Genomic DNA, 18,174 nt, shown 5'->3' with positions numbered 1-18,174 from the left:
GTACTGACCGATCATGATTAAGTGACACCTCTTCGAAAAAGAGAGCGCGATGAGCGATTAATATATGGCTCGAAAGACAATTATGTTGGGCTTTTATGACCGCTGTCAGAGGTATTATCTTACCCGGACGGCAACAGGGTCGGAATGTCATCAGCGGCACTGTAACAAGCTATCCGCCATCTTAAATATCTGCAGGTCCTTTCACCGAGTATGCACACCAACCGACAGAGTGATTTGACCCAAACTGGTGGATATTTTGCAAAACTATTAGCCTCTTATGACCGGTCTGCAGCCTGATATTGAGGAATTAGTGCGCTTTCATGGAATGCCTGCCGGGATCGCAAGTACGAACCCCCGGTACTGTTACACTGAATGTGCTCAGTCCTGTATCAGATTGTATTTTTCAGCAACTCAAGAACAACCCTTATTTTATCATTGTCACGTTTGTAGTACGTCCAGGGACCGATGCGCTGAGAAGTAACAAGTTGTGCCCGTTGAAGAGCTGAGAGGTAAAGAGAAACGGTAGACTGTGAGAGCCCGACCTTTTCCTGAATGATACTGACACACACACCGAACTCGTCCGCATCAGCATAAGGCTGATGGAAGTGTATTTTCGGTTCCTTGAGCATATGCAGAATTTTTCTTCTAACAGGGTTTCCCAGCGCCTTAATCACGTCATTCAAATCAATATCAGGCATAAACTCTGTCACTTGTCGCATTGAGGAATTGCAATGTTACGATACTTCTCTACGTTAAGCATCAGCTTTTGAAAAGCTGATGCTCATAAGAATGGTTAGCCAAAGGCGGGATAATCTGTGTAGCCTTTTGCCGTTCCACCATACATGGTTGTTGGATCGACCGGATTCAGTGGCCATTCATGATAAAGGCGCTGCGGTAAATCCGGATTAGCTATGAACGGGCGGCCAAATCCGATAATGTCTCCCCAGCCAGCACCGATAATCCGTTCGGCTTTTTCTTGCGTATATCGCCCGGCATACATAATTACACCGCTGAATAACTTACGGACTTCAGCTCTGAATGCTTCAGGCAATTCGGGAGCATCATCCCAGTCGGCTTCAGCAAGAGAAATATAGGCTATTCCGATTTCTTCAAGAATTTTAACGGCTTCGGTATAGGTTTCATGGGGATCATCTTCCACCAGGCCAAGATAGACCCTTACTTCATCCGTGGTCTGAAAGAGCGGAGCAAAACGGACTCCCACACGGTCTTTACCGACCACATCAGCGACAGCCTGCGTCACTTCGCGCAGAAACCGCAGCCGGTTATGTAATGAGCCACCATATTCATCCTCTCTTTTGTTGCTATGGGATGACATGAACTGGTTAACCAGGTATCCATTTGCACAGTGAATTTCCACACCGTCAAAACCGGCATCAAGGGCGTTCTGAGCTGCCCCGGCGTACATCCTGACAATCTCACTAATTTCCTCTTTTTCCAGTGCGCGGGGGCAGGAAGCGGTAGCCAGCGCCCCCTCTCCCGGCCCGGTTTCGATGAATACCTTAACGTTTTCCCCTGCCGGTATCGCCGACGGAGCGACAGGCGAGGCGTTACCTGGCTGCAGGGAGTTATGGGATACTCTTCCGACATGCCAGAGCTGGGCAAAAATGATGCCTTCTTTTTCATGCACTGCCCGCGTCACTTTCTTCCAGCCTTCCACTTGCCGTGAGCTGTAGATCCCCGGGGTCCACGCATAACCCTGCCCACGAGGTTCGATTTGTGTTCCTTCGGTCACCATAAACCCGGCACTGCTGCGCTGTGCGTAATATTCAGCCATCAGTTCGTTCGGAATATCACCCGGTTGTGAGCTCCGTGAGCGGGTTAAAGGCGGAAGTACAACACGATTCTTCAGGGTGTAGGGACCTAGTCTGGTGGGAGAGAACAGGTTTTTCGTCTTCATTACATATCCTGATATAGCGAATTTTCAATATCACTGAAACGCCATGTCTCAGCATTTACGACCTGGCATGTCGTCGTTCGGCCGATGTAGCCGCAGAACCACGACACTTTATTCCACATATTGAGATTTACCAATATCTAGATTTATAAAAATTATGATCGGATGAGCGGAACGGGGGGGTTGCCTGATGGCTCACAGAATCGGCATCATGAACCTAAATGGTTCTGATAATGTTATCGGAGATCCTGAACGGGAACGGTATGCGTCACGATTTTAATGACTATGTTGCATTCATGGCAGTAGCACAGGAGTGCAGTTTTTCACGGGCTGCTGTCCGCCTCGGGATCTCGGCATCCACGCTTTCACACACGATACGTCGTCTCGAGGAGCGCGTTGGCATGCCGTTACTTATGCGTACAACCAGGCGGGTGGCTGTCACCGAAGCCGGTAAACAATTATTACTGACGCTTGAACCCGGTCTTGCGCGCATTGAAGCGGGCGTGACAGCTCTTCAGAGACTGCGCCATACACCGGCTGGGCTGGTCAGACTTACGGTATCAGATCACATGATTCATGAATGTCTCTGGCCACGATTGTCACCGTTACTAAAAAAATATTCGGATATCAAGGTGGAAATGTCGCAGCAGAACGGTTTTGTCGACATTGTTGAGGGCAATTTTGATGCCGGAGTCCGAATTGGTGATGACATATTAAAGGATATGGTGGCCGTCCGAATCGCACCGGACATACGGTTTGTCGTCATTGGATCGTCCACCTATCTTGCAGAAAGAGGTCTGCCGCTACATCCCTCTCAGCTGGAAAAACATGACTGCATCAATATACGTCTGTCACCCACAGGCCCGCTGTATGGCTGGGAATTTGTCAGGCAGGGGGATATTGTGAAAAAAGTGGACGGGCAGCTTACTTTTTCAAGCATTTATCCAATGCTTCAGGCAGTAAAAGATGGCTACGGCCTGGCCTACCTGCCGGAGTCTTCTGCCCTGGCGGGGATTGAGGCGGGACACTATTGTCGGGTGCTTGAGGACTGGTCAGAGGCTTTTCCCGCCGACATGATAATTCCAATAATGTCCATTACAGGCTCCGGTAAAGATAATACCGACACCTTACATGAGAAAGGCAAAAGCAATATAACCTGCTGTGCTCCGGATTTTAAGAATGAGCGGTTTACGTAGCAGGATGAGCAGTTCGAACCAGAAATTTCGTTACTATTGCTAAAGTAAAACCTGATGACCTCTAATCGTAACGGAGACCAATATGACTTCACAACTGAACTGGCAGGCCCCGGCTATCAATCGCAAAAAAGTAGGTGACATGACTGTGACCATGCTGAGTGATGGCTATCTGGACGTATCTTTTGAGCTGCTGTCTGGTATTGACGGCTCACGTGCCGAGGATTTACTGCAGAAGCGCGGTGTGCCAGCAGTACCCCGTATTAATATCAACGTCTACGTTATCCAGACGCCTGAGCGAACCATCCTGATTGACAGTGGTGCCGGAGGTATCAATGGCTGGGGCGGTCGGCTTCAGGTAGCCCTGGCCGCGGCAGGCATTGACCCGCTTCAGATTGATACCCTTCTCCTGACTCACGCGCATCCTGACCATATCGGCGGGCTTGCAGGCCCCCTGCAGACTCCCGTTTTCCGCAATGTTCAGCAGTTGTTTGTGCATGAGAAAGAACTCGCTTTCTGGCGTGATGAAACCATTTCCGCTGGCGCGCCTGACGCATTCAAGCCGTTCTTTGAAGTAGCAAGGAACGCCTTCAGCGCTTATGACGACAAACTGGTGCCATTCCGCGAGGAAGCGATTTTACCAGGTATTCAGACTGTACCGCTGTTCGGCCATACGCCAGGACATACCGGTTATCTGCTGGGTGATGAAAAAGAGTCGCTGCTCATCTGGGGTGATATTGTTCACTTCCCGCACATTCAGGTTGCTCAGCCTGACGTTACTATCGCGTTCGACAGCGATCCTGCGGCGGCGGCGGCCATCCGTAGCAAAGTGCTTGACCGCGCAGCGAGCGATAACCTGGCTGTCAGTGGTATGCACTTCAACCTGCCTACTACCGGTAAGGTTATCCGTGAAGGTAACAGCTTCGCACTGAATTACGACCTGTGGTCACCCGCAGTCTGATCACCTTCCTTCCCGGTGCACACAATAGTGACCGGGAAGATCCCCTTTCATATCGCCCGACAAGAACCCACCTGCAATACTATGAATATCACTGCCTCACAAAAAAAATGGCTCATTACTCTTGCGCCCTGGCTTTTTGTATTCCTCTGGAGTCAGGGTTTGTCGCAGCCAAATTTACCGTGCAGTACAGCGCGCCGTTTCATCTTTTATTCCTGCGTGGCGCATTTTCCTGTCTGGTCCTTCTGCTGCTTACACTGGGGTTCAGGGCCCGTTTTCCGTCCGGCAGAGGAATGGTTCGCAACCTGATTGTCGGACTTTTCCTGCAGAGCTTCTTTCTGGGCGGATGCTTTTATGCCATCCATCGTGGCATGCCGTCAGGCATTGCGGCGCTCATCACCGGCCTGCAGCCGGTACTGACTGCAATACTGGTTTCACTCATGCACCGTCAGTCCCTGCATCCCCGGAAATGGCTGGGTATTGCGATTGGCTTTGCGGGCGTTTTCCTGGTGCTATCGCCAGGGCAGCATAGTTTTGCACTGGATCCTGTGGCTTTTGGGTCGGTCATGCTGGGGTTATTTGGCGTAACGATCGGAGCGCTTTATCAGCGCCGTGCTCAGGGAGATGGACATATCTTTGCGAACACGTTTTTACAGTACGTCACTTTGACAATATCGATGGGTGCAATTAGCCTGATGTTCGAATCTGCTCCGACGCAGTGGAGCTTATCATTTGCGCTGGGTCTGGGCTGGCTGGTTATTGGCGTATCGGTTCTGGCGATTATGTTGCTGATTTTTATGATACGAAGCGGTGAAGCAACCAAAGTCGCTACTTACTTTTACCTGGTTCCCATTCTCACGGCAGCTGAAGCGTGGTTGCTGTTTGGAGAGGCCATTACATTGCCTATGCTTGTGGGTATGGCAGTAACTATAATCGGCCTGATTTTTGTCATCCGGGAATAGACAACCGCACGCGTCGCTGTATGCTTTTGTATATGGCGACGTATAATAGCGGTCAAAGTCAAATTCCGGATGAATATGCAAACAGTCAGCTTTTCCGATTCTCCCGTTGATGATCTCCTCGCTGAGCTTCTTACCCTGGCACGCTCCCGTTTTCCACTTCCCTGCGATTGCCTTCGCGCAGAACAGACGCATCAGGTAAAGAAGTTCGAGGTGGAAGGTGCGACCCTTTCCTTCCCGCTGGAAGGAGAATTCCGGTATCGTGAAAATGAGAAATGGCACCGGGTGATCCCGGGCGAGATTATGGTCGTCCCGAATGCCCGTAGCATCGATATAGAATATGCCCCTTCAGAACAAAGTGGTGAGTTTGTCGCCCTGAGCGTGGTGCTCGCGGAGGAACAGCTTGAAGCAGCCAGGCTGTTACTTGCCGCACCACCACCACAGGACACCGGCAGCATCGCAGCCATTTCCGTATCAGCTCTTCTTTCACCCCTTAACCGCTGGACAGCCGCAATGCGGGAAGGGAAGCGTCCGCTTTCCCTGCACGCCATGGTTGAAGTGGTGCTCTGGCTTTATGGCATGGGATACCATGCTTTGCTGCGAGCCCGGCAGCCAAGTCTGGCCATGAAAATCCGTCAGATGGTAGCGGACAAACCGGCTCATCCCTGGAGTGCTGCTGAAATTGAAGATCTGACGGGACTCAGTGGCCCCACGCTTCGGCGCCACCTGGCCAGTGAGTCAACCAGCTTACGCTCAGTTATCGCCGATGCACGTATCGCGGAGGCTCTCCGCCTGCTGATGACATCGACGCTGCCGGTAAAAACGGTCGCGGGGCGGGTGGGTTACAATTCAGTATCGAGCTTCAGCAGGCAGTTTTCTGAACGCTATGGAATCGAACCTTCAGGGTTCCGCTGACTTCAGTTCGTTCAAGGTACACATTGCGTCCCTCGCACTTCAGTAACTTGCGTGGATCTTTCGAATATAACGGAAGATATTGGCCGGCATTGCGTGTAACCGGTTCAGGAGTTCTCATCGTGACGGGAGAGCTAAATCGGTACGGCTGTTGTTCTCAGCTATAAGAACAACTGAGTATCTGACCAGCTGTCTGGTGCTGGCAGCAGCATGCAGTGCAATCGGTCAGGCTCAAAGGAACTGACCTGATGTCAGGTTATAATTTCGGACACATCATAACCCCAGAAGGAGACAACTGTGGTTCATGTTTTCATTATCGGTGGTGCAGGCAAAATCGGCCAGCGTCTGTGCAGGATCCTTTCAGGAAGGGGGCATGCTGTTCGTGCCCTCTACCGTAAGCCAGAGCAGCAGGCATTGCTAGGCGAGCTGGGTGCTGAGCCCGTCAGTGGGAGCCTGACAGAGCTGGATGCAGCTGCGCTGGCGATGCACTTTGCAGGTAGTGATACAGTGGTGTTTACTGCCGGTGCCGGCGGTAAGGGGGGACAGGAGATGACCAATGCGGTCGACGGCGAAGGGCTGAAAAAGTCGGTAGCTGCCGCCCTCAGTGCCGGTGTGTCTCGCTTTCTGCTCGTTTCTGCATTCCCGGAGTCCGCACGGGGAGAAACCACTTCTGAATCATTCGAAAATTATATGCGTGTTAAAAAAATGGCCGATGTGGAACTAGCACAAAGCGAGCTTGACTGGGTGATCCTGCGCCCCGGCGCGCTGCAGGATAAGACTGGTACGGGTTATGTACGTGCCGGCCTGGCCATCCCGTATGGTAACGTGCCCCGTGATGACGTGGCGGCTACGCTGGCTGAACTCATTGAGCAACCTGCCGTCAGCCGCGTCATCATTGAGCTGACGTCTGGCGATGCTCCTGTCCGTGAAGCCATACAGAAGCTGGCGGGCCGATAAAAGGCAGCGCACGTACCAGCAGGCTGCAGGCCCCCAGGCGTTTACAATAAACTTTCCAGCCAGTCGGTAAACGCCCGTACTTTTCGGGAGAGATGGCGGTGCGGATACAGAAGTTACAGTTTGCGATTCGGGGACGGATTATCTGGCAGAACCTCTACCAACAGCCCGCGATCGAGATAAGGCTGCAAAAAAATATTCATGCCCTGTAGTATTCCCAGCCCCGCCAGGCCTGCTGCAATGTAGGCTTCTGAGTTATCCACGACAAGCCTGCCTGGAAGTTCAATTTCGGTGGAGCCCTCTGACGTCCCGAATGTCCAGGGCATAACTTGTCTGTTGCTGCTGTTAATCCAGTTGACGGCCTGATGCTGCTGCAACTCGTCCATTGTTTCCGGGGTGCCGTGTTGATCAAGATACGCAGGTCTGGCGCAGGTCGTCATTTTAACGGTTCCCACCTTCTTTGCGATATAGTCGCCATCGTCCAGCTCCCCTACCCTCAGTATGCAGTCCAGGCCATCATGCAGCATATTCCGTCGGCGGTCTGAGCTGCTCAGGATAATTTCAATTCCGGGATGCTGGCGATAAAAATCAGGCAGGTTGGGTATAACAAGTAAAGCCGCAAACGCGACAGGCATATCTATGAGCGAATAGCGGACGTCAAAATGATAGCGACAGGAAAGTTCTGCCATATTAAACATAACAACCCTTGGGCGCGCCGCCGCAGGCGCCCTCAGCACGTTTCTGCGGCCTCCCGCCTGTTTCCGGCACTTTCCTGCCCCAACCCCTGAAAAACGCCCCTGATGATTTCTGCGCGTCTGCATGGCTATGCAGTGAGATCTGCTCTCCACCGATTAGTGCATGCAGATTTTGGAAACGTCCAATTCTGGCACGAAGCGGTCACCCCGGCGGGGTGCAGTCCGCTGTCAGCGAAAACGGACATTGAGCCAATCAAATAATCTGTGCCAGAATTTGTCATTGAGGCTAGTACTTTCGAGTAGATCTATTTCCCGCCCGTACTCTTAAACTCATCTATCTCATCCTTCTACGACTTATTACCGGGAATATAAAACCCCGCCGAAGCGGGTTTGGTAATTTGAGTTTTTCTCAGGCGGCCATCTTTCTGCATTGTTCGGCGCAGTGATGACAAGCGCTTGAGCAATCCTGACAATGGTCATGTTCATGCTTTCCACACTCGTCACCGCACTTCTGACAAACATCAGCGCAAAGACGGCAAAGATCCTGGGCAGACCCGCTATTTAGTGTCATGAATTGAGCTGCAAGACGGCAGATATTTGCACACTGCATATCCAGTTTTATGCACTCGCGCATCATCTCCAGATTCTCTTCGTCGAGACACGAAGCCGCACAGTTATCACATGCCGTTGCACATAGATAACAGGCTTCGATGCATTTTTTGTATTCGTCTAACATAATTTCTCCTTAGCTAAGGTTACGTATTAAGCATGGAAGAGATAACTGATTATTCAAATTTTGAATTAGTTAATTACCTTTTCAGCATTTCATATCATTGATTCAAAGTGCATCTCTAGGGTTACCTAATTCACCTATGTCTACTTCTGGCACAATGCAGAAATGAGATAGATTTACTTTATCCGCTTCTCGCTCAAAGCTGTCCGTAATCCCTTGCCTGCTTAAAAAAACCGGATTAACGTGTGATGTTTTTACGTTTTCCAGGCAGCCTTCATCGGTAAGTACCTGTCTTACAGACTTCAATGCACTTAGTTAAGAAACATCCTAATCGTCCTTTCGCCGATCGCGAGATCTGTTATGGCAGCTAAACTCGATTGATACCCCAATCCGCGGGGCAGCATTTCCTTTCCGCACGCAAGAAGGAGAAGATCATGAAAGCAGTAATTTACAACGGTCCTTATGATGTAAAAGTAAAAGACGTACCGGATGCGAAAATTGTCCGCCCCACGGATGTACTCGTCCGCATCACCACCACCAACATTTGTGGGTCGGACTTGCACATGTATGAGGGCCGGACCAGCTTTGAACAGGGACGGATTCTGGGTCACGAAAACCTGGGTGAAGTGGTCGAAATTGGCTCAGGCGTTGAACGTATTAAGGTGGGCGACTATGTTTGTCTGCCGTTTAACGTGGGATGTGGTTTTTGCGAAAACTGTGAAAAAGGTCTGACCGGCTTTTGTCTCACTACCAATCCGGGTTCGGCAGGCGCAGCTTATGGTTTTGCTGAAATGGGTCCCTGGGAGGGGGGGCAGGCGGAACTGCTTCGGGTGCCATTTGCCGACTTTAACTGCCTTGTTCTTCCCCCTGATGCGGCAGAAAAAGAAGATGATTATGTGATGCTCTCTGACATTTTTCCTACCGGCTGGCATGCAACAGAACTTGCCGGATTGAAGCCTGGTGAAAGCGTGGCCATTTATGGCGCGGGGCCGGTCGGTTTGATGGCAGCTCATTCGGCGATCATTAAAGGTGCTTCACAGGTGTTTGTGGTTGATACGCACACAGACCGGTTGGCTCTGGCTGAAAAAATGGGGGCGACGGGCATCAATGCTACTGGCGATGAAGCTGTACAAAAAATTCTCGACCTGACGGATGGACGCGGTACGGATTGTGGCTGCGAATGTGTTGGCTATCAGTGCTGTAACAAACATGGCCATGAAGATAACTCTGTCACCATGAACAGTCTTGTTGCGTCGACGAAAGCAACCGGGGGAATTGGTGTGGTTGGCGTCTTTATTCCTCAGGATCCGGGGGCTGAATCGGAGCTTGCCAGAGAGGGTAAGATGCCATTTGATTTTGGGAGTTTCTGGTTTAAAGGACAGGCAATCCGTACCGGCCAGGCGAACGTTAAGGCCTATAACCGTCAGCTGTCTCGCCTCATCCATCACGATAAAGCCAGTCCGGGCAAAATAATTTCTCATCGTCTTTCGCTTGAAGAGGCTCCTGCCGGATATAAGCACTTCGATGAGCGGGATGAAGGATGGACGAAGGTTATCCTTAAGCCTTAAATAGAGTTATCCGGTATGAGAAAGCAAAAACCGGGAAAGAATGTATGACTTTTGACAGGGTGCAATAAAATATCCTGTCAGGGCGTTATTATTCATACTTTCAGCTGCCAGGCGCTTCCATATCCAGACTTGTTCCCTGATTTTGCCGACGAGATAGCAAAATTAATACATTCAGGAGGAGGCATCTGCGGTTGATCTGTTCCGTATTTATTAACGCCCTGTGCTGTAAGTATTGTCTGCCTCTACCACATAGCAGACATGTGCGCAGGAACGGTCCGCTATGAGCGAAAAGCGGACTTCCGGTCCTTGCGCAAACTCCCGTTCCGAGAAGTTGCAGTTCACAAATCACCTGTTAAAGAAGGTATGGTAGCCCACAGCATTAATTTTGCTTCCATCTTCAGTCAGACTGGCCGGTACCGGCTTCCGATAAGTTTCGTCGGCTGAGGCCCGCTAAAGTAGAGAGGTCAAAAAATAACCTTGACGTACAATAATTTTCGATATCCAAACTGACCCCTAATTAGGTGGACACCTGATGACTGACTTAAAATTTCTATCACGCCAGCGTTACACATCCGCAGTCGCATCTTGCGGGGTTCAGCGGGGTGTTGCAGGCGGACGTGCACGTGCGGACGCCCTCTGACACCACGACCGAAGCGCTGTGCCGTATCGGCGAGCTGTATGGCATCGAGGCGGGCATCCGGGGCAAAAGCGCGGCGGAACGGCTGGCCATTCGGCAGGAAAAAGCGGTACCGCTGCTGACCGCGCTGGAGGGCTGGCTGCGTGAAAAGCAGAAAACGCTGTCACGGCACTCGGAGCTGTCGAAGGCGTTCGCGTACGCGCTGAACCAGTGGGATGCGCTGAAATTATACCTGCGGGAGATTACTGATACAGAACACGCCGGGAATGTGCCGCCATTGACGCAATGACGACACAGCCCTTTTTAACCGTTCCGTGAGAGTTCCCTGGCAATATACTGTGCGGTACGGCTTTCTTTGACCTGCGATACCTGTTCGGGAGTTCCTGCGGCAACCAGGCGTCCTCCCTCATGTCCCGCTCCAGGACCGATGTCGATAACCTGGTCTGCCTGAGTAACCGCCCGCATATCGTGTTCAATCATTATCACCGTATTTTCTGCATCAACAAGCCGCTGCAGCTGCACAAGGAGGCGGTCGGCGTCTGAAGCATGCAGGCCGGTTGTCGGTTCATCTAGGATATACAACGTGTGGCCACGTTGGCTACGTTGTAGTTCGGTTGCCAGCTTGATCCTTTGCGCCTCCCCTCCGGATAACTCGGTTGCTGGTTGTCCCAGACGCAGGTAGCCCAGACCAATTTCACTCAGCAGACGGAGGGGACGAGCCACTGGTTCTTCAGTCGCAAAGAACTGACTGGCTTCATCCACCGTCATATGCAGGACCTCCGCGATATTTTTGTCCTGCCAGCAGATCCTGAGAGTATCCCGGTTATACCGCGCGCCATGGCAGGTCGGGCACGGTGCATACACGCTCGGCATAAACAACAGCTCCACGCTGACGAATCCTTCACCTTCACAGGTTGCACAGCGGCCTTTTGCCACATTGAAAGAGAATTGACCCGCATCGTAATGATGGAGTTTGGCGTCAGTCGTTCCGGCAAAGAGCTTACGAACAGGATCAAACAACCCGGTATATGTCGCCAGGTTTGAACGGGGGGTCCTGCCTATCGGTTTCTGGTCAACCTGAACCAGACGCTTTACCAGTCCGGTATCACCGGTCAGGGTACCGTACGTTTTCTCCGTTACGGATGGCCCCTCAGCGTCGCTGGCTTCGGAAAGCACGTCTTCTGGCTCACCGCCAAGTGAAGAAAGCACCAGTTCCGGTAAGGCCTGGGCAATCAGACTGGATTTACCGGAGCCAGAGACTCCCGTCACGGCTGTCAGCACACCCAGAGGAATATCAACATCGATCCACTTAAGATTGTGGCGATGGATCCCCTGCAGTTTCAGCCACCCGGATGGGATACGGGCAAAAGATTGTGGTGGCCGGACTTCATCAAATAAATAACGCGCGGTACGAGATTGGGTGACGGCTTTCAGATCTTCAGGAATACCACTGTAGAGAACATGTCCTCCCTGTTCACCAGCCGACGGTCCCACATCAACAAGCCATTGCGCCCGTCGCATCAGGTTAAGATCATGTTCAACGACAAACACCGAGTTGCCGGCATCACGAAGGTTCTCAAGCGCATCGTAAAGCGCTTTACTGTCTGAGGGGTGCAGACCCGCAGACGGTTCATCAAGAACATAGACCACACCAAACAGCATCGAACTGAGTTGCGTGGCAAGACGCAGTCGCTGAAGCTCTCCTGCAGATAGAGTTGGGGTTGCTCTGTCCAGCGTAAGATAACCCAGCCCCAGCTTCTGCAACTGATACAACCGGGCCATGACACCACCGGTCAGCCGTTGTGCCGCCAGTCGTTTCTCTTCCGATAACGCCGATGTCCGGCAGACATCGGCGTTATCGGAATGGACCGCTTTTCCGGATGCAGCACGCTCTGTCAGATCCCGACGGGTGATATCCCTGTCGGCATCTGCGCCGGCGTGGTGGGCACTGAAATCCCCCCGGGAGATTGGAAGGAGCAATTCCGCCAGCTGGTCTAAGGGCATCTGCATAAATTCACCAATGTCCACACCGGCAAAGGTGACGGACAATGATTCTGACTTCAGTCTTTTCCCGTGACAGACCGGACACAGCTTGCCTTCCATAAAACGGGAGACTCGTTTTCTCATCAACGCGCTTTGCGTGCTGGCGAAGGTATGTAGCACATAACGACGTGCCCCGGTGAAGGTCCCCATATAACCCGGCGTCATTTTTTTCCTGACGGCTTCGCGCGTATCTTCCGGACTCAGTCCCGGGAAAACCGGTACAGTGGGGGTGTCTTCGGTAAAAAGGATCCACTGACGGTCTTCCGCTGGCAGATTTTTCCAGGGAGTGTCGATGTCATACCCCAGCGTCACCAGAATATCCCGCAGATTCTGTCCGTGCCAGGCCGGGGGCCAGGAAGCAATAGCCTTTTCACGGATACTAAGTGAGGGATCGGGCACCATCAGTGTTTCAGTTACCTCATAGATATGGCCCAGACCATGGCAAGAAGGGCATGCCCCCTGCGGCGTGTTGGGAGAAAAATCCTCGGCATACAGCATCGGTTGTCCGGCAGGATAAGCGCCCGCCCGTGAGTACATCATTCGCACCAGACTGGATAAGGTGGTCACGCTGCCGACAGAGGAGCGCGCGTTACTGGCACCGCGTTGTTGCTGAAGCGCAACGGCTGGCGGCAGTCCGTCAATGGCATCCACATCCGGAACCCCGACCTGATCAATGAGGCGACGAGCGTAGGGGGCAACCGATTCAAAGTAGCGCCGTTGCGCCTCAGCATAAATGGTGCCAAAGGCCAGTGAAGACTTACCCGAGCCTGACACACCCGAAAAAACAACCAATGCGTTGCGCGGAATGGAAACATCCACCTCTTTAAGGTTGTTCTCGCGAGCACCGCGAATCACAACTGAATTGTTGTCGTCAGTCAGGATGGGATGATAACCGAAAAGTTTCTTTGCCATAGAATTTCCTGTGCTAGGTGTGTCCGCTCTTAATAAGGCCACCTCTTGTGACGGTATCTGGTGTGCCGGACCGCTCGATCAGAAAGCCCGTCGAAAAAAGCGTTTGTGTGACTGGAAACAGATTGCTGAAGCTGGGCCCGGTGGTACCATGTGGGACACCGCTGAAGTTTCAGCGGTACCCTGCGGATCCGCCTTCTGTATGAGAACTGGCTGGCGGCGTACCCGGGACCGGAGATTTGGCTCCCGTGATAATGCGGGCTCCCCGGTACGCGACGCTGTGGTTCCAGACCCAGCTGATGGCGACACTCAGGCGGTTTCGGGTACCAATTAAAAAATACAGATGAATAATGCACGTGATTTCATATGTCATTTCCTTTCATTACAGTTTTAGACCCCATCAGACATCTGCCTGGCAGAGTTAACGGAGATAGGAGCGGACTATCGAAATGGTGTCGTCGATTGACCTCTTCTGCGACTCATTTCGTTTGCCCGTATCGGGGAATTCCTCCCGAAGATAGCTTTCCAGAACAACCGCCATCAGGTCGTTAACGGCTCCCTGGACTGACCCCGCCCCGGTAGACGATCCTGCCCTATAGTTTGAGTATAGGAGGAGCGTATGGGCACACCACGATTTACACCTGAATTTAAGGAAGAAGCCGTCCGTCAGATAACGGAACGCGGTTATTCCGTCGCCTAAGTATCTGAGCGTCTGGGCGTCTCTGCACACCGCCTCTACAAGTGGCTACGGGCTATCAAACCTGATAACAGCGAGCAGCATGCCCGGGATTTACTGGAAGCTAAAAGCGAGATCCTGAAACTCCGGGCGCAGCTAAAACGCACCGAAGAAGAACGGGATATCCTGAAAAAGGCCGCGCGGTACTTTGCAAAGGAGCCCGACTGAAGTACCGCTTTATCAATGAGCACCGAACTGTATGGGGTGTGATGACGATGTGTCGGGTACTGAATGTCGCCCGGGCCGGGTTCTATGCGTGGCTGCATAACCCTGTCTCGGCGCGTGATAAAGATAACCAGCGCCTGCTGATGCTTATCCGCGACTCATATTCCCTGAGCGGAGGCGTATACGGTTACCGGCGGGTTCATGGCGATCTGAACGAAATCGGGGAAACCTGTGGTAGAAACCGGGTGGGTCGGATCATGCAACTGGACCGGATTAAAGCTGTGCGCGGCTATAAAGCGCCACGTCGTATCGCTGGCAGGCCTTCAGTCGTTGCTCCTAATCGCGTGCAGCGGCAGTTCACCGTTGTCCGGGCCACCCAGGTCTGGGTCACCGATATTACTTATAGTGTGCCCGGAGTTCAGGGCGGGCATGGATGCTTAAATGAACCGCGAGTCTGTCTGGAATATTGAACCGGTAACTCACGATGAGAAACCCAACAATCCCACCGGGTGTGACGGTGGAGAACCTGAGCGGCAGTGACCTGCGGCATGCCCGCAGGGTGATGTAACCCGCTGACAACGGGGATTGAGGCGAGATCACTAAGCCGAGATGATCCTCAAGGTTAAGTACTGAAAGGCTGAAGAACATGAACCCGTTAATCCGCCTCTGTGGGTTGAAAACGTCACCACGGCCTACGTGATCTGACAGGCCGTGCAGGAGGAACTGGCAGTGATACGTAAGCACTGCCGGTCGAAGGTGTTTTGACATGTATGCGAAACACCGGGGCAGCAGCGTCTATCACGCTTGCGATGCTGACTTCTGCCAACTTGCGGCAAGCAAGGATAAAGAGTGCGACGGGCAGCCTCCTCAGTATGCCTGAGTCCAGGCAGGTAAACCGGGGAAGGTCAGCGACGGATGTTAAGGGGGCATGGCTCCGATGACGCGCTGGCTGGCGGAGCTTCCGTAGTAGTCCGCGATGGGGAAAGCCCATTACATGGCGAAGGGAAGCAGTTTGAATGTGTTTGCGACGTGAATTAACTGACCTAACGAGGTGAAGACCTTTGATAATCAGCGAAATGCAACGCAAGCTTGCCACATGGGCAGCCACCGATCCGTCCCTACGGATTCAACGGCTGCTGCGTCTGATAACACAACCAGAATGGCTGGCTGAAGCGGCGCGGATCACGCTTTCATCAAAGGGGGCCCATACCCCCGGCGTTGATGGCGTGAACAAAACAATGCTACAGGCCAGACTGGCTGTTGAGCTGCAAATCCTCAGGGATGAATTACTCTCAGGCCACTACCAGCCCTTGCCCGCCAGACGGGTTTACATCCCTAAAAGCAACGGCAAACTGCGACCACTGGGTATCCCCGCGTTGCGGGATCGTATTGTTCAGCGGGCCATGCTGATGGCGATGGAGCCGATATGGGAGAGTGATTTTCATACGCTCTCATATGGCTTCCGGCCTGAGCGCAGTGTCCACCACGCGATCCGCACGGTGAAATTACAGCTCACAGACTGTGGTGAAACCCGGGGACGCTGGGTGATTGAAGGCGACCTGTCCAGTTACTTCGACACCGTACATCATCGACTGCTGATGAAGGCTGTACGCCGCAGGATCAGTGACGCACGTTTCATGACTCTGCTGTGGAAAACCATCAAGGCGGGACATATCGATGTCGGTCTCTTTCGGGCGGCCAGTGAAGGTGTACCACAGGGCGGTGTTATATCGCCGCTATTATCGAACATCATGCTGAATGAGTTCGATCAATACCTGCATGAGCGCTACCTGAGCGGGAAAGCCAGAAAAGATCGGTGGTACTGGAATAACAGTATCCAACGGGGCCGAAGTACGGCGGTCAGAGAAAACTGGCAGTGGAAACCCGCGGTGGCGTACTGCCGCTATGCCGATGATTTTGTCCTCATCGTCAAAGGCACCAAAGCACAGGCGGAAGCCATCAGGGAGGAGTGTCGGGGTGTGCTCGAAGGCAGTCTGAAACTCAGGCTGAACATGGATAAGACTAAAATCACCCATGTTAATGACGGCTTTATCTTTCTGGGGCACAGGATCATTCGCAAACGCAGTCGTTATGGCGAGATGCGAGTGGTCTCAACGATCCCGCAGGAGAAAGCCAGAAACTTCGCCGCATCGCTGACAGCACTGTTATCAGGCAACTACAGTGAAAGCAAAGTCGATATGGCTGAACAACTCAACCGAAAACTGAAAGGCTGGGCCATGTTCTATCAGTTCGTTGATTTTAAGGCCAAAGTCTTCAGTTATATCGACCGTGTCGTGTTCTGGAAGCTGGCTCACTGGCTGGCCCGCAAATACCGTACAGGTATCGCTTCCCTGATGAGGTGGTGGTGTAAATCACCGAAACCGGGTCAGAGCAAAACGTGGGTTTTATTTGGTAAAACCAATCACGGCAAGCTCAGCGGCGAAATACTGTACCGGTTGGTGGGGCAAGGCAAGAAGCTGTTCCGCTGGCGGCTACCCGAAGGTAATCCCTATCTGAGGACGGAGACCAGAAACACGTATACATCGCGCTTTACAGAAGTGGCAATGGCGTTCGCCAGCATTTAAATGGAGAGCCGGATGCGCTGAAAGGTGCACGTCCGGTTCGGGGAGGAGAGGCAGGGAAATAGTCCGACTACGCCCTGCCTCTTACTCTACTCCGCACCTGGCAGGGCTGGCTGTATCTGGCGGTGGTTATCGATCTCTTCGCCCGTAATGTGGTCGGCTGGTCGATGAAACCCACTCTCTCACGCGAACTGGCGCTCGACGCGCTGATGATGGCGGTCTGGCGCCGAAAACCAGACAGCGAGGTTATCGTACATAGCGATCAGGGCAGCCAGTACGGCAGTGACGACTGGCAGCGCTTCTACCGGGCCAATAACCTGGCGCCGAGCATGAGCCGGCGTGGCAACTGCTGGGATAATGCGGTGGCCGAATCGTTCTTCAGTTCGCTGAAAAAAGAACGGATCAGAAAACGCATATATAAAACCAGGGATCTGGCCCGGGCGGATCTTCGATTACATTGAAGTCTTCTATAACCGGTCCCGGCGCCACAGCCACCTCGGCGACGTCAGTCCGGAGGCCTTCGAACAGGCCTCGTCGTGAGGACAGGATTTGTCTACAGGCGTGGGGTCAGTCCAAACTATAGGGCAGGATCGTCTACCGGGGCGGGGTCAGTCCATCAACGGCTCGGAAGTGTCTAGATTATCCGTGGCGATTCAGGGGTGACTTTTGGGTATACCCGGTCAGATTTGGCTGCTTAGGGTTACCACTCTAGAATTTTCATCAAAAATGTCCGCGAAAAGCGGACATGTAAAATTTACAGCCTTCTATGTGCGCTATGAGATGTGAGCTGAACTCATAACGTACCGAATTAAATACCTTTTGCCGCAATCAAAACCGCAGGATGAATGTGTGGCTCTTCTGCCAGCAGAGCGGGTACGGTAGCGAATATTTGTTTAGCTGCTTCACCGGACATATGGAGTTCCCTTGAGTCTGTACTACTGAACAGATCTACAAGGAAAACCGTTTCAGGACTCGTTTCTGAGCGGATCACCAGCCAGTGAGTGGTGCCCTCTTCTGCATTAACATGAGGCAAAGCAGCGGCTATGCGCTCTGCTACTTCAGCGCCTTTTCCTTCTCTCGCTTTAAATGAAATCAGTCCTGCTGTTGTACTCATTGTTTCTTTCTCCAGTTGTAATAATCATGGCTTTCTTACGAGAATTATTGTATCAGGGTTAGGCAACATGGCACTGTGGCGAATCTGCCATTAAACCGGCA

General features: G+C 52.4%; 12 protein-coding genes and 4 pseudogenes. 10 read left to right on the top strand and 6 right to left on the bottom strand.

The genetic code is table 11. The annotated features are described in order from the left end of the window. Positions 1 to 389: 389 nt before the first annotated feature. Together ACQG1K_RS18870 and ACQG1K_RS18865 are read right to left on the bottom strand one after the other, a co-directional pair. Complete coding sequence (locus ACQG1K_RS18870; protein WP_032415288.1) at positions 390 to 698, bottom strand: ArsR/SmtB family transcription factor; 309 nt, start codon at positions 696 to 698, stop codon at positions 390 to 392. A 95-nt stretch (positions 699 to 793) separates the two neighbouring features. Further along, on the bottom strand, positions 794 to 1,918 hold the full coding sequence (locus ACQG1K_RS18865; protein WP_017384063.1) for an alkene reductase: 1,125 nt from the start codon (positions 1,916 to 1,918) through the stop codon (positions 794 to 796). A 260-nt stretch (positions 1,919 to 2,178) separates the two neighbouring features. Here ACQG1K_RS18865 and ACQG1K_RS18860 point away from each other — a divergent pair, with 260 nt between their 5' ends. The 5 genes from ACQG1K_RS18860 to ACQG1K_RS18840 all read left to right on the top strand — a co-directional run bounded on the left by ACQG1K_RS18860 (position 2,179) and on the right by ACQG1K_RS18840 (position 6,894). Next, positions 2,179 to 3,111 (top strand): LysR family transcriptional regulator, encoded by a 933-nt coding sequence (locus tag ACQG1K_RS18860; protein ID WP_158287950.1) that lies wholly within the window; start codon positions 2,179 to 2,181, stop codon positions 3,109 to 3,111. Positions 3,112 to 3,193: 82 nt separating this feature from the next. Next, positions 3,194 to 4,069, top strand: coding sequence for an MBL fold metallo-hydrolase (locus ACQG1K_RS18855; protein WP_017384065.1), 876 nt, complete (start codon positions 3,194 to 3,196; stop codon positions 4,067 to 4,069). Continuing rightward, positions 4,051 to 5,028, top strand: coding sequence for a DMT family transporter (locus ACQG1K_RS18850; protein ID WP_200473156.1), 978 nt, complete (start codon positions 4,051 to 4,053; stop codon positions 5,026 to 5,028). The genes ACQG1K_RS18855 and ACQG1K_RS18850 overlap by 19 nt, the downstream gene beginning before the upstream one ends. A gap of 75 nt (positions 5,029 to 5,103) precedes the next feature. Further along, entirely contained in the window at positions 5,104 to 5,940 is an 837-nt protein-coding gene (locus tag ACQG1K_RS18845; RefSeq protein WP_017384067.1) for a helix-turn-helix transcriptional regulator, read from the top strand. Positions 5,941 to 6,234: 294 nt separating this feature from the next. Continuing rightward, entirely contained in the window at positions 6,235 to 6,894 is a 660-nt protein-coding gene (locus ACQG1K_RS18840; RefSeq protein WP_007897903.1) for an SDR family oxidoreductase, read from the top strand. Between the two features lie 41 nt (positions 6,895 to 6,935). On the opposite strand, the pseudogene ACQG1K_RS18835 reads toward ACQG1K_RS18840, so the two are convergent. Both ACQG1K_RS18835 and ACQG1K_RS18830 read right to left on the bottom strand, forming a co-directional pair. Then, positions 6,936 to 7,532 (bottom strand): annotated as a pseudogene (locus tag ACQG1K_RS18835) (LysR substrate-binding domain-containing protein); the annotation flags it as partial. Between the two features lie 463 nt (positions 7,533 to 7,995). Further along, positions 7,996 to 8,322, bottom strand: a complete 327-nt coding sequence (locus ACQG1K_RS18830; RefSeq protein ID WP_022649401.1) for a four-helix bundle copper-binding protein — start codon at positions 8,320 to 8,322, stop codon at positions 7,996 to 7,998. Between the two features lie 431 nt (positions 8,323 to 8,753). Here ACQG1K_RS18830 and ACQG1K_RS18825 point away from each other — a divergent pair, with 431 nt between their 5' ends. Together ACQG1K_RS18825 and ACQG1K_RS18820 are read left to right on the top strand one after the other, a co-directional pair. Then, positions 8,754 to 9,887 carry a glutathione-independent formaldehyde dehydrogenase gene (locus ACQG1K_RS18825; RefSeq protein WP_017384068.1) on the top strand — a complete coding sequence of 378 codons (1,134 nt, stop codon included), beginning with the start codon at positions 8,754 to 8,756 and terminating at the stop codon, positions 9,885 to 9,887. A gap of 569 nt (positions 9,888 to 10,456) precedes the next feature. Then, positions 10,457 to 10,756, top strand: a pseudogene (locus ACQG1K_RS18820) (IS66 family transposase); the annotation flags it as partial. Between the two features lie 71 nt (positions 10,757 to 10,827). On the opposite strand, the gene ACQG1K_RS18815 reads toward ACQG1K_RS18820, so the two are convergent. Continuing rightward, positions 10,828 to 13,479, bottom strand: coding sequence for an excinuclease ABC subunit UvrA (locus tag ACQG1K_RS18815; RefSeq protein WP_012561117.1), 2,652 nt, complete (start codon positions 13,477 to 13,479; stop codon positions 10,828 to 10,830). Positions 13,480 to 14,095: 616 nt separating this feature from the next. Here ACQG1K_RS18815 and ACQG1K_RS18810 point away from each other — a divergent pair. The 3 genes and pseudogenes from ACQG1K_RS18810 to ACQG1K_RS18800 all read left to right on the top strand — a co-directional run. After that, positions 14,096 to 14,781 (top strand): annotated as a pseudogene (locus ACQG1K_RS18810) (IS3 family transposase); the annotation flags it as partial. A 672-nt stretch (positions 14,782 to 15,453) separates the two neighbouring features. Next, entirely contained in the window at positions 15,454 to 16,962 is a 1,509-nt protein-coding gene (gene ltrA / locus ACQG1K_RS18805) for a group II intron reverse transcriptase/maturase (RefSeq protein WP_001189111.1), read from the top strand. A gap of 80 nt (positions 16,963 to 17,042) precedes the next feature. Next, positions 17,043 to 17,499 (top strand): annotated as a pseudogene (locus tag ACQG1K_RS18800) (IS3 family transposase); the annotation flags it as partial. A 268-nt stretch (positions 17,500 to 17,767) separates the two neighbouring features. On the opposite strand, the gene ACQG1K_RS18795 reads toward ACQG1K_RS18800, so the two are convergent. Beyond that, the gene (locus ACQG1K_RS18795) at positions 17,768 to 18,073 is read right to left on the bottom strand and encodes a putative quinol monooxygenase (protein ID WP_023328886.1); all 306 of its coding nucleotides are present in this window, start codon (positions 18,071 to 18,073) and stop codon (positions 17,768 to 17,770) included. Positions 18,074 to 18,174 lie beyond the last annotated feature (101 nt).

The sequence above is a fragment of the Enterobacter cloacae complex sp. 402C9 genome (assembly GCF_050030745.1).
GTDB lineage: Bacteria > Pseudomonadota > Gammaproteobacteria > Enterobacterales > Enterobacteriaceae > Enterobacter > Enterobacter intestinihominis.
The sequence above is the reverse complement of the archived record's forward strand: the minus strand, read 5'-3'. Positions and strand labels throughout refer to the sequence as shown.

Bases quoted from the DNA above. Each gene is read 5' to 3' on its own strand.
- ACQG1K_RS18870 (WP_032415288.1), bottom strand. From the start codon at position 698: ATGCCTGATATTGATTTGAATGACGTGATTAAGGCGCTGGGAAACCCT.
- ACQG1K_RS18865 (WP_017384063.1), bottom strand. From the start codon at position 1,918: ATGAAGACGAAAAACCTGTTCTCTCCCACCAGACTAGGTCCCTACACC.
- ACQG1K_RS18860 (WP_158287950.1), top strand. From the start codon at position 2,179: ATGCGTCACGATTTTAATGACTATGTTGCATTCATGGCAGTAGCACAG.
- ACQG1K_RS18855 (WP_017384065.1), top strand. From the start codon at position 3,194: ATGACTTCACAACTGAACTGGCAGGCCCCGGCTATCAATCGCAAAAAA.
- ACQG1K_RS18845 (WP_017384067.1), top strand. From the start codon at position 5,104: ATGCAAACAGTCAGCTTTTCCGATTCTCCCGTTGATGATCTCCTCGCT.
- ACQG1K_RS18830 (WP_022649401.1), bottom strand. From the start codon at position 8,322: ATGTTAGACGAATACAAAAAATGCATCGAAGCCTGTTATCTATGTGCA.
- ACQG1K_RS18825 (WP_017384068.1), top strand. From the start codon at position 8,754: ATGAAAGCAGTAATTTACAACGGTCCTTATGATGTAAAAGTAAAAGAC.
- ACQG1K_RS18815 (WP_012561117.1), bottom strand. From the start codon at position 13,479: ATGGCAAAGAAACTTTTCGGTTATCATCCCATCCTGACTGACGACAAC.
- ltrA (WP_001189111.1), top strand. From the start codon at position 15,454: ATGCAACGCAAGCTTGCCACATGGGCAGCCACCGATCCGTCCCTACGG.
- ACQG1K_RS18795 (WP_023328886.1), bottom strand. From the start codon at position 18,073: ATGAGTACAACAGCAGGACTGATTTCATTTAAAGCGAGAGAAGGAAAA.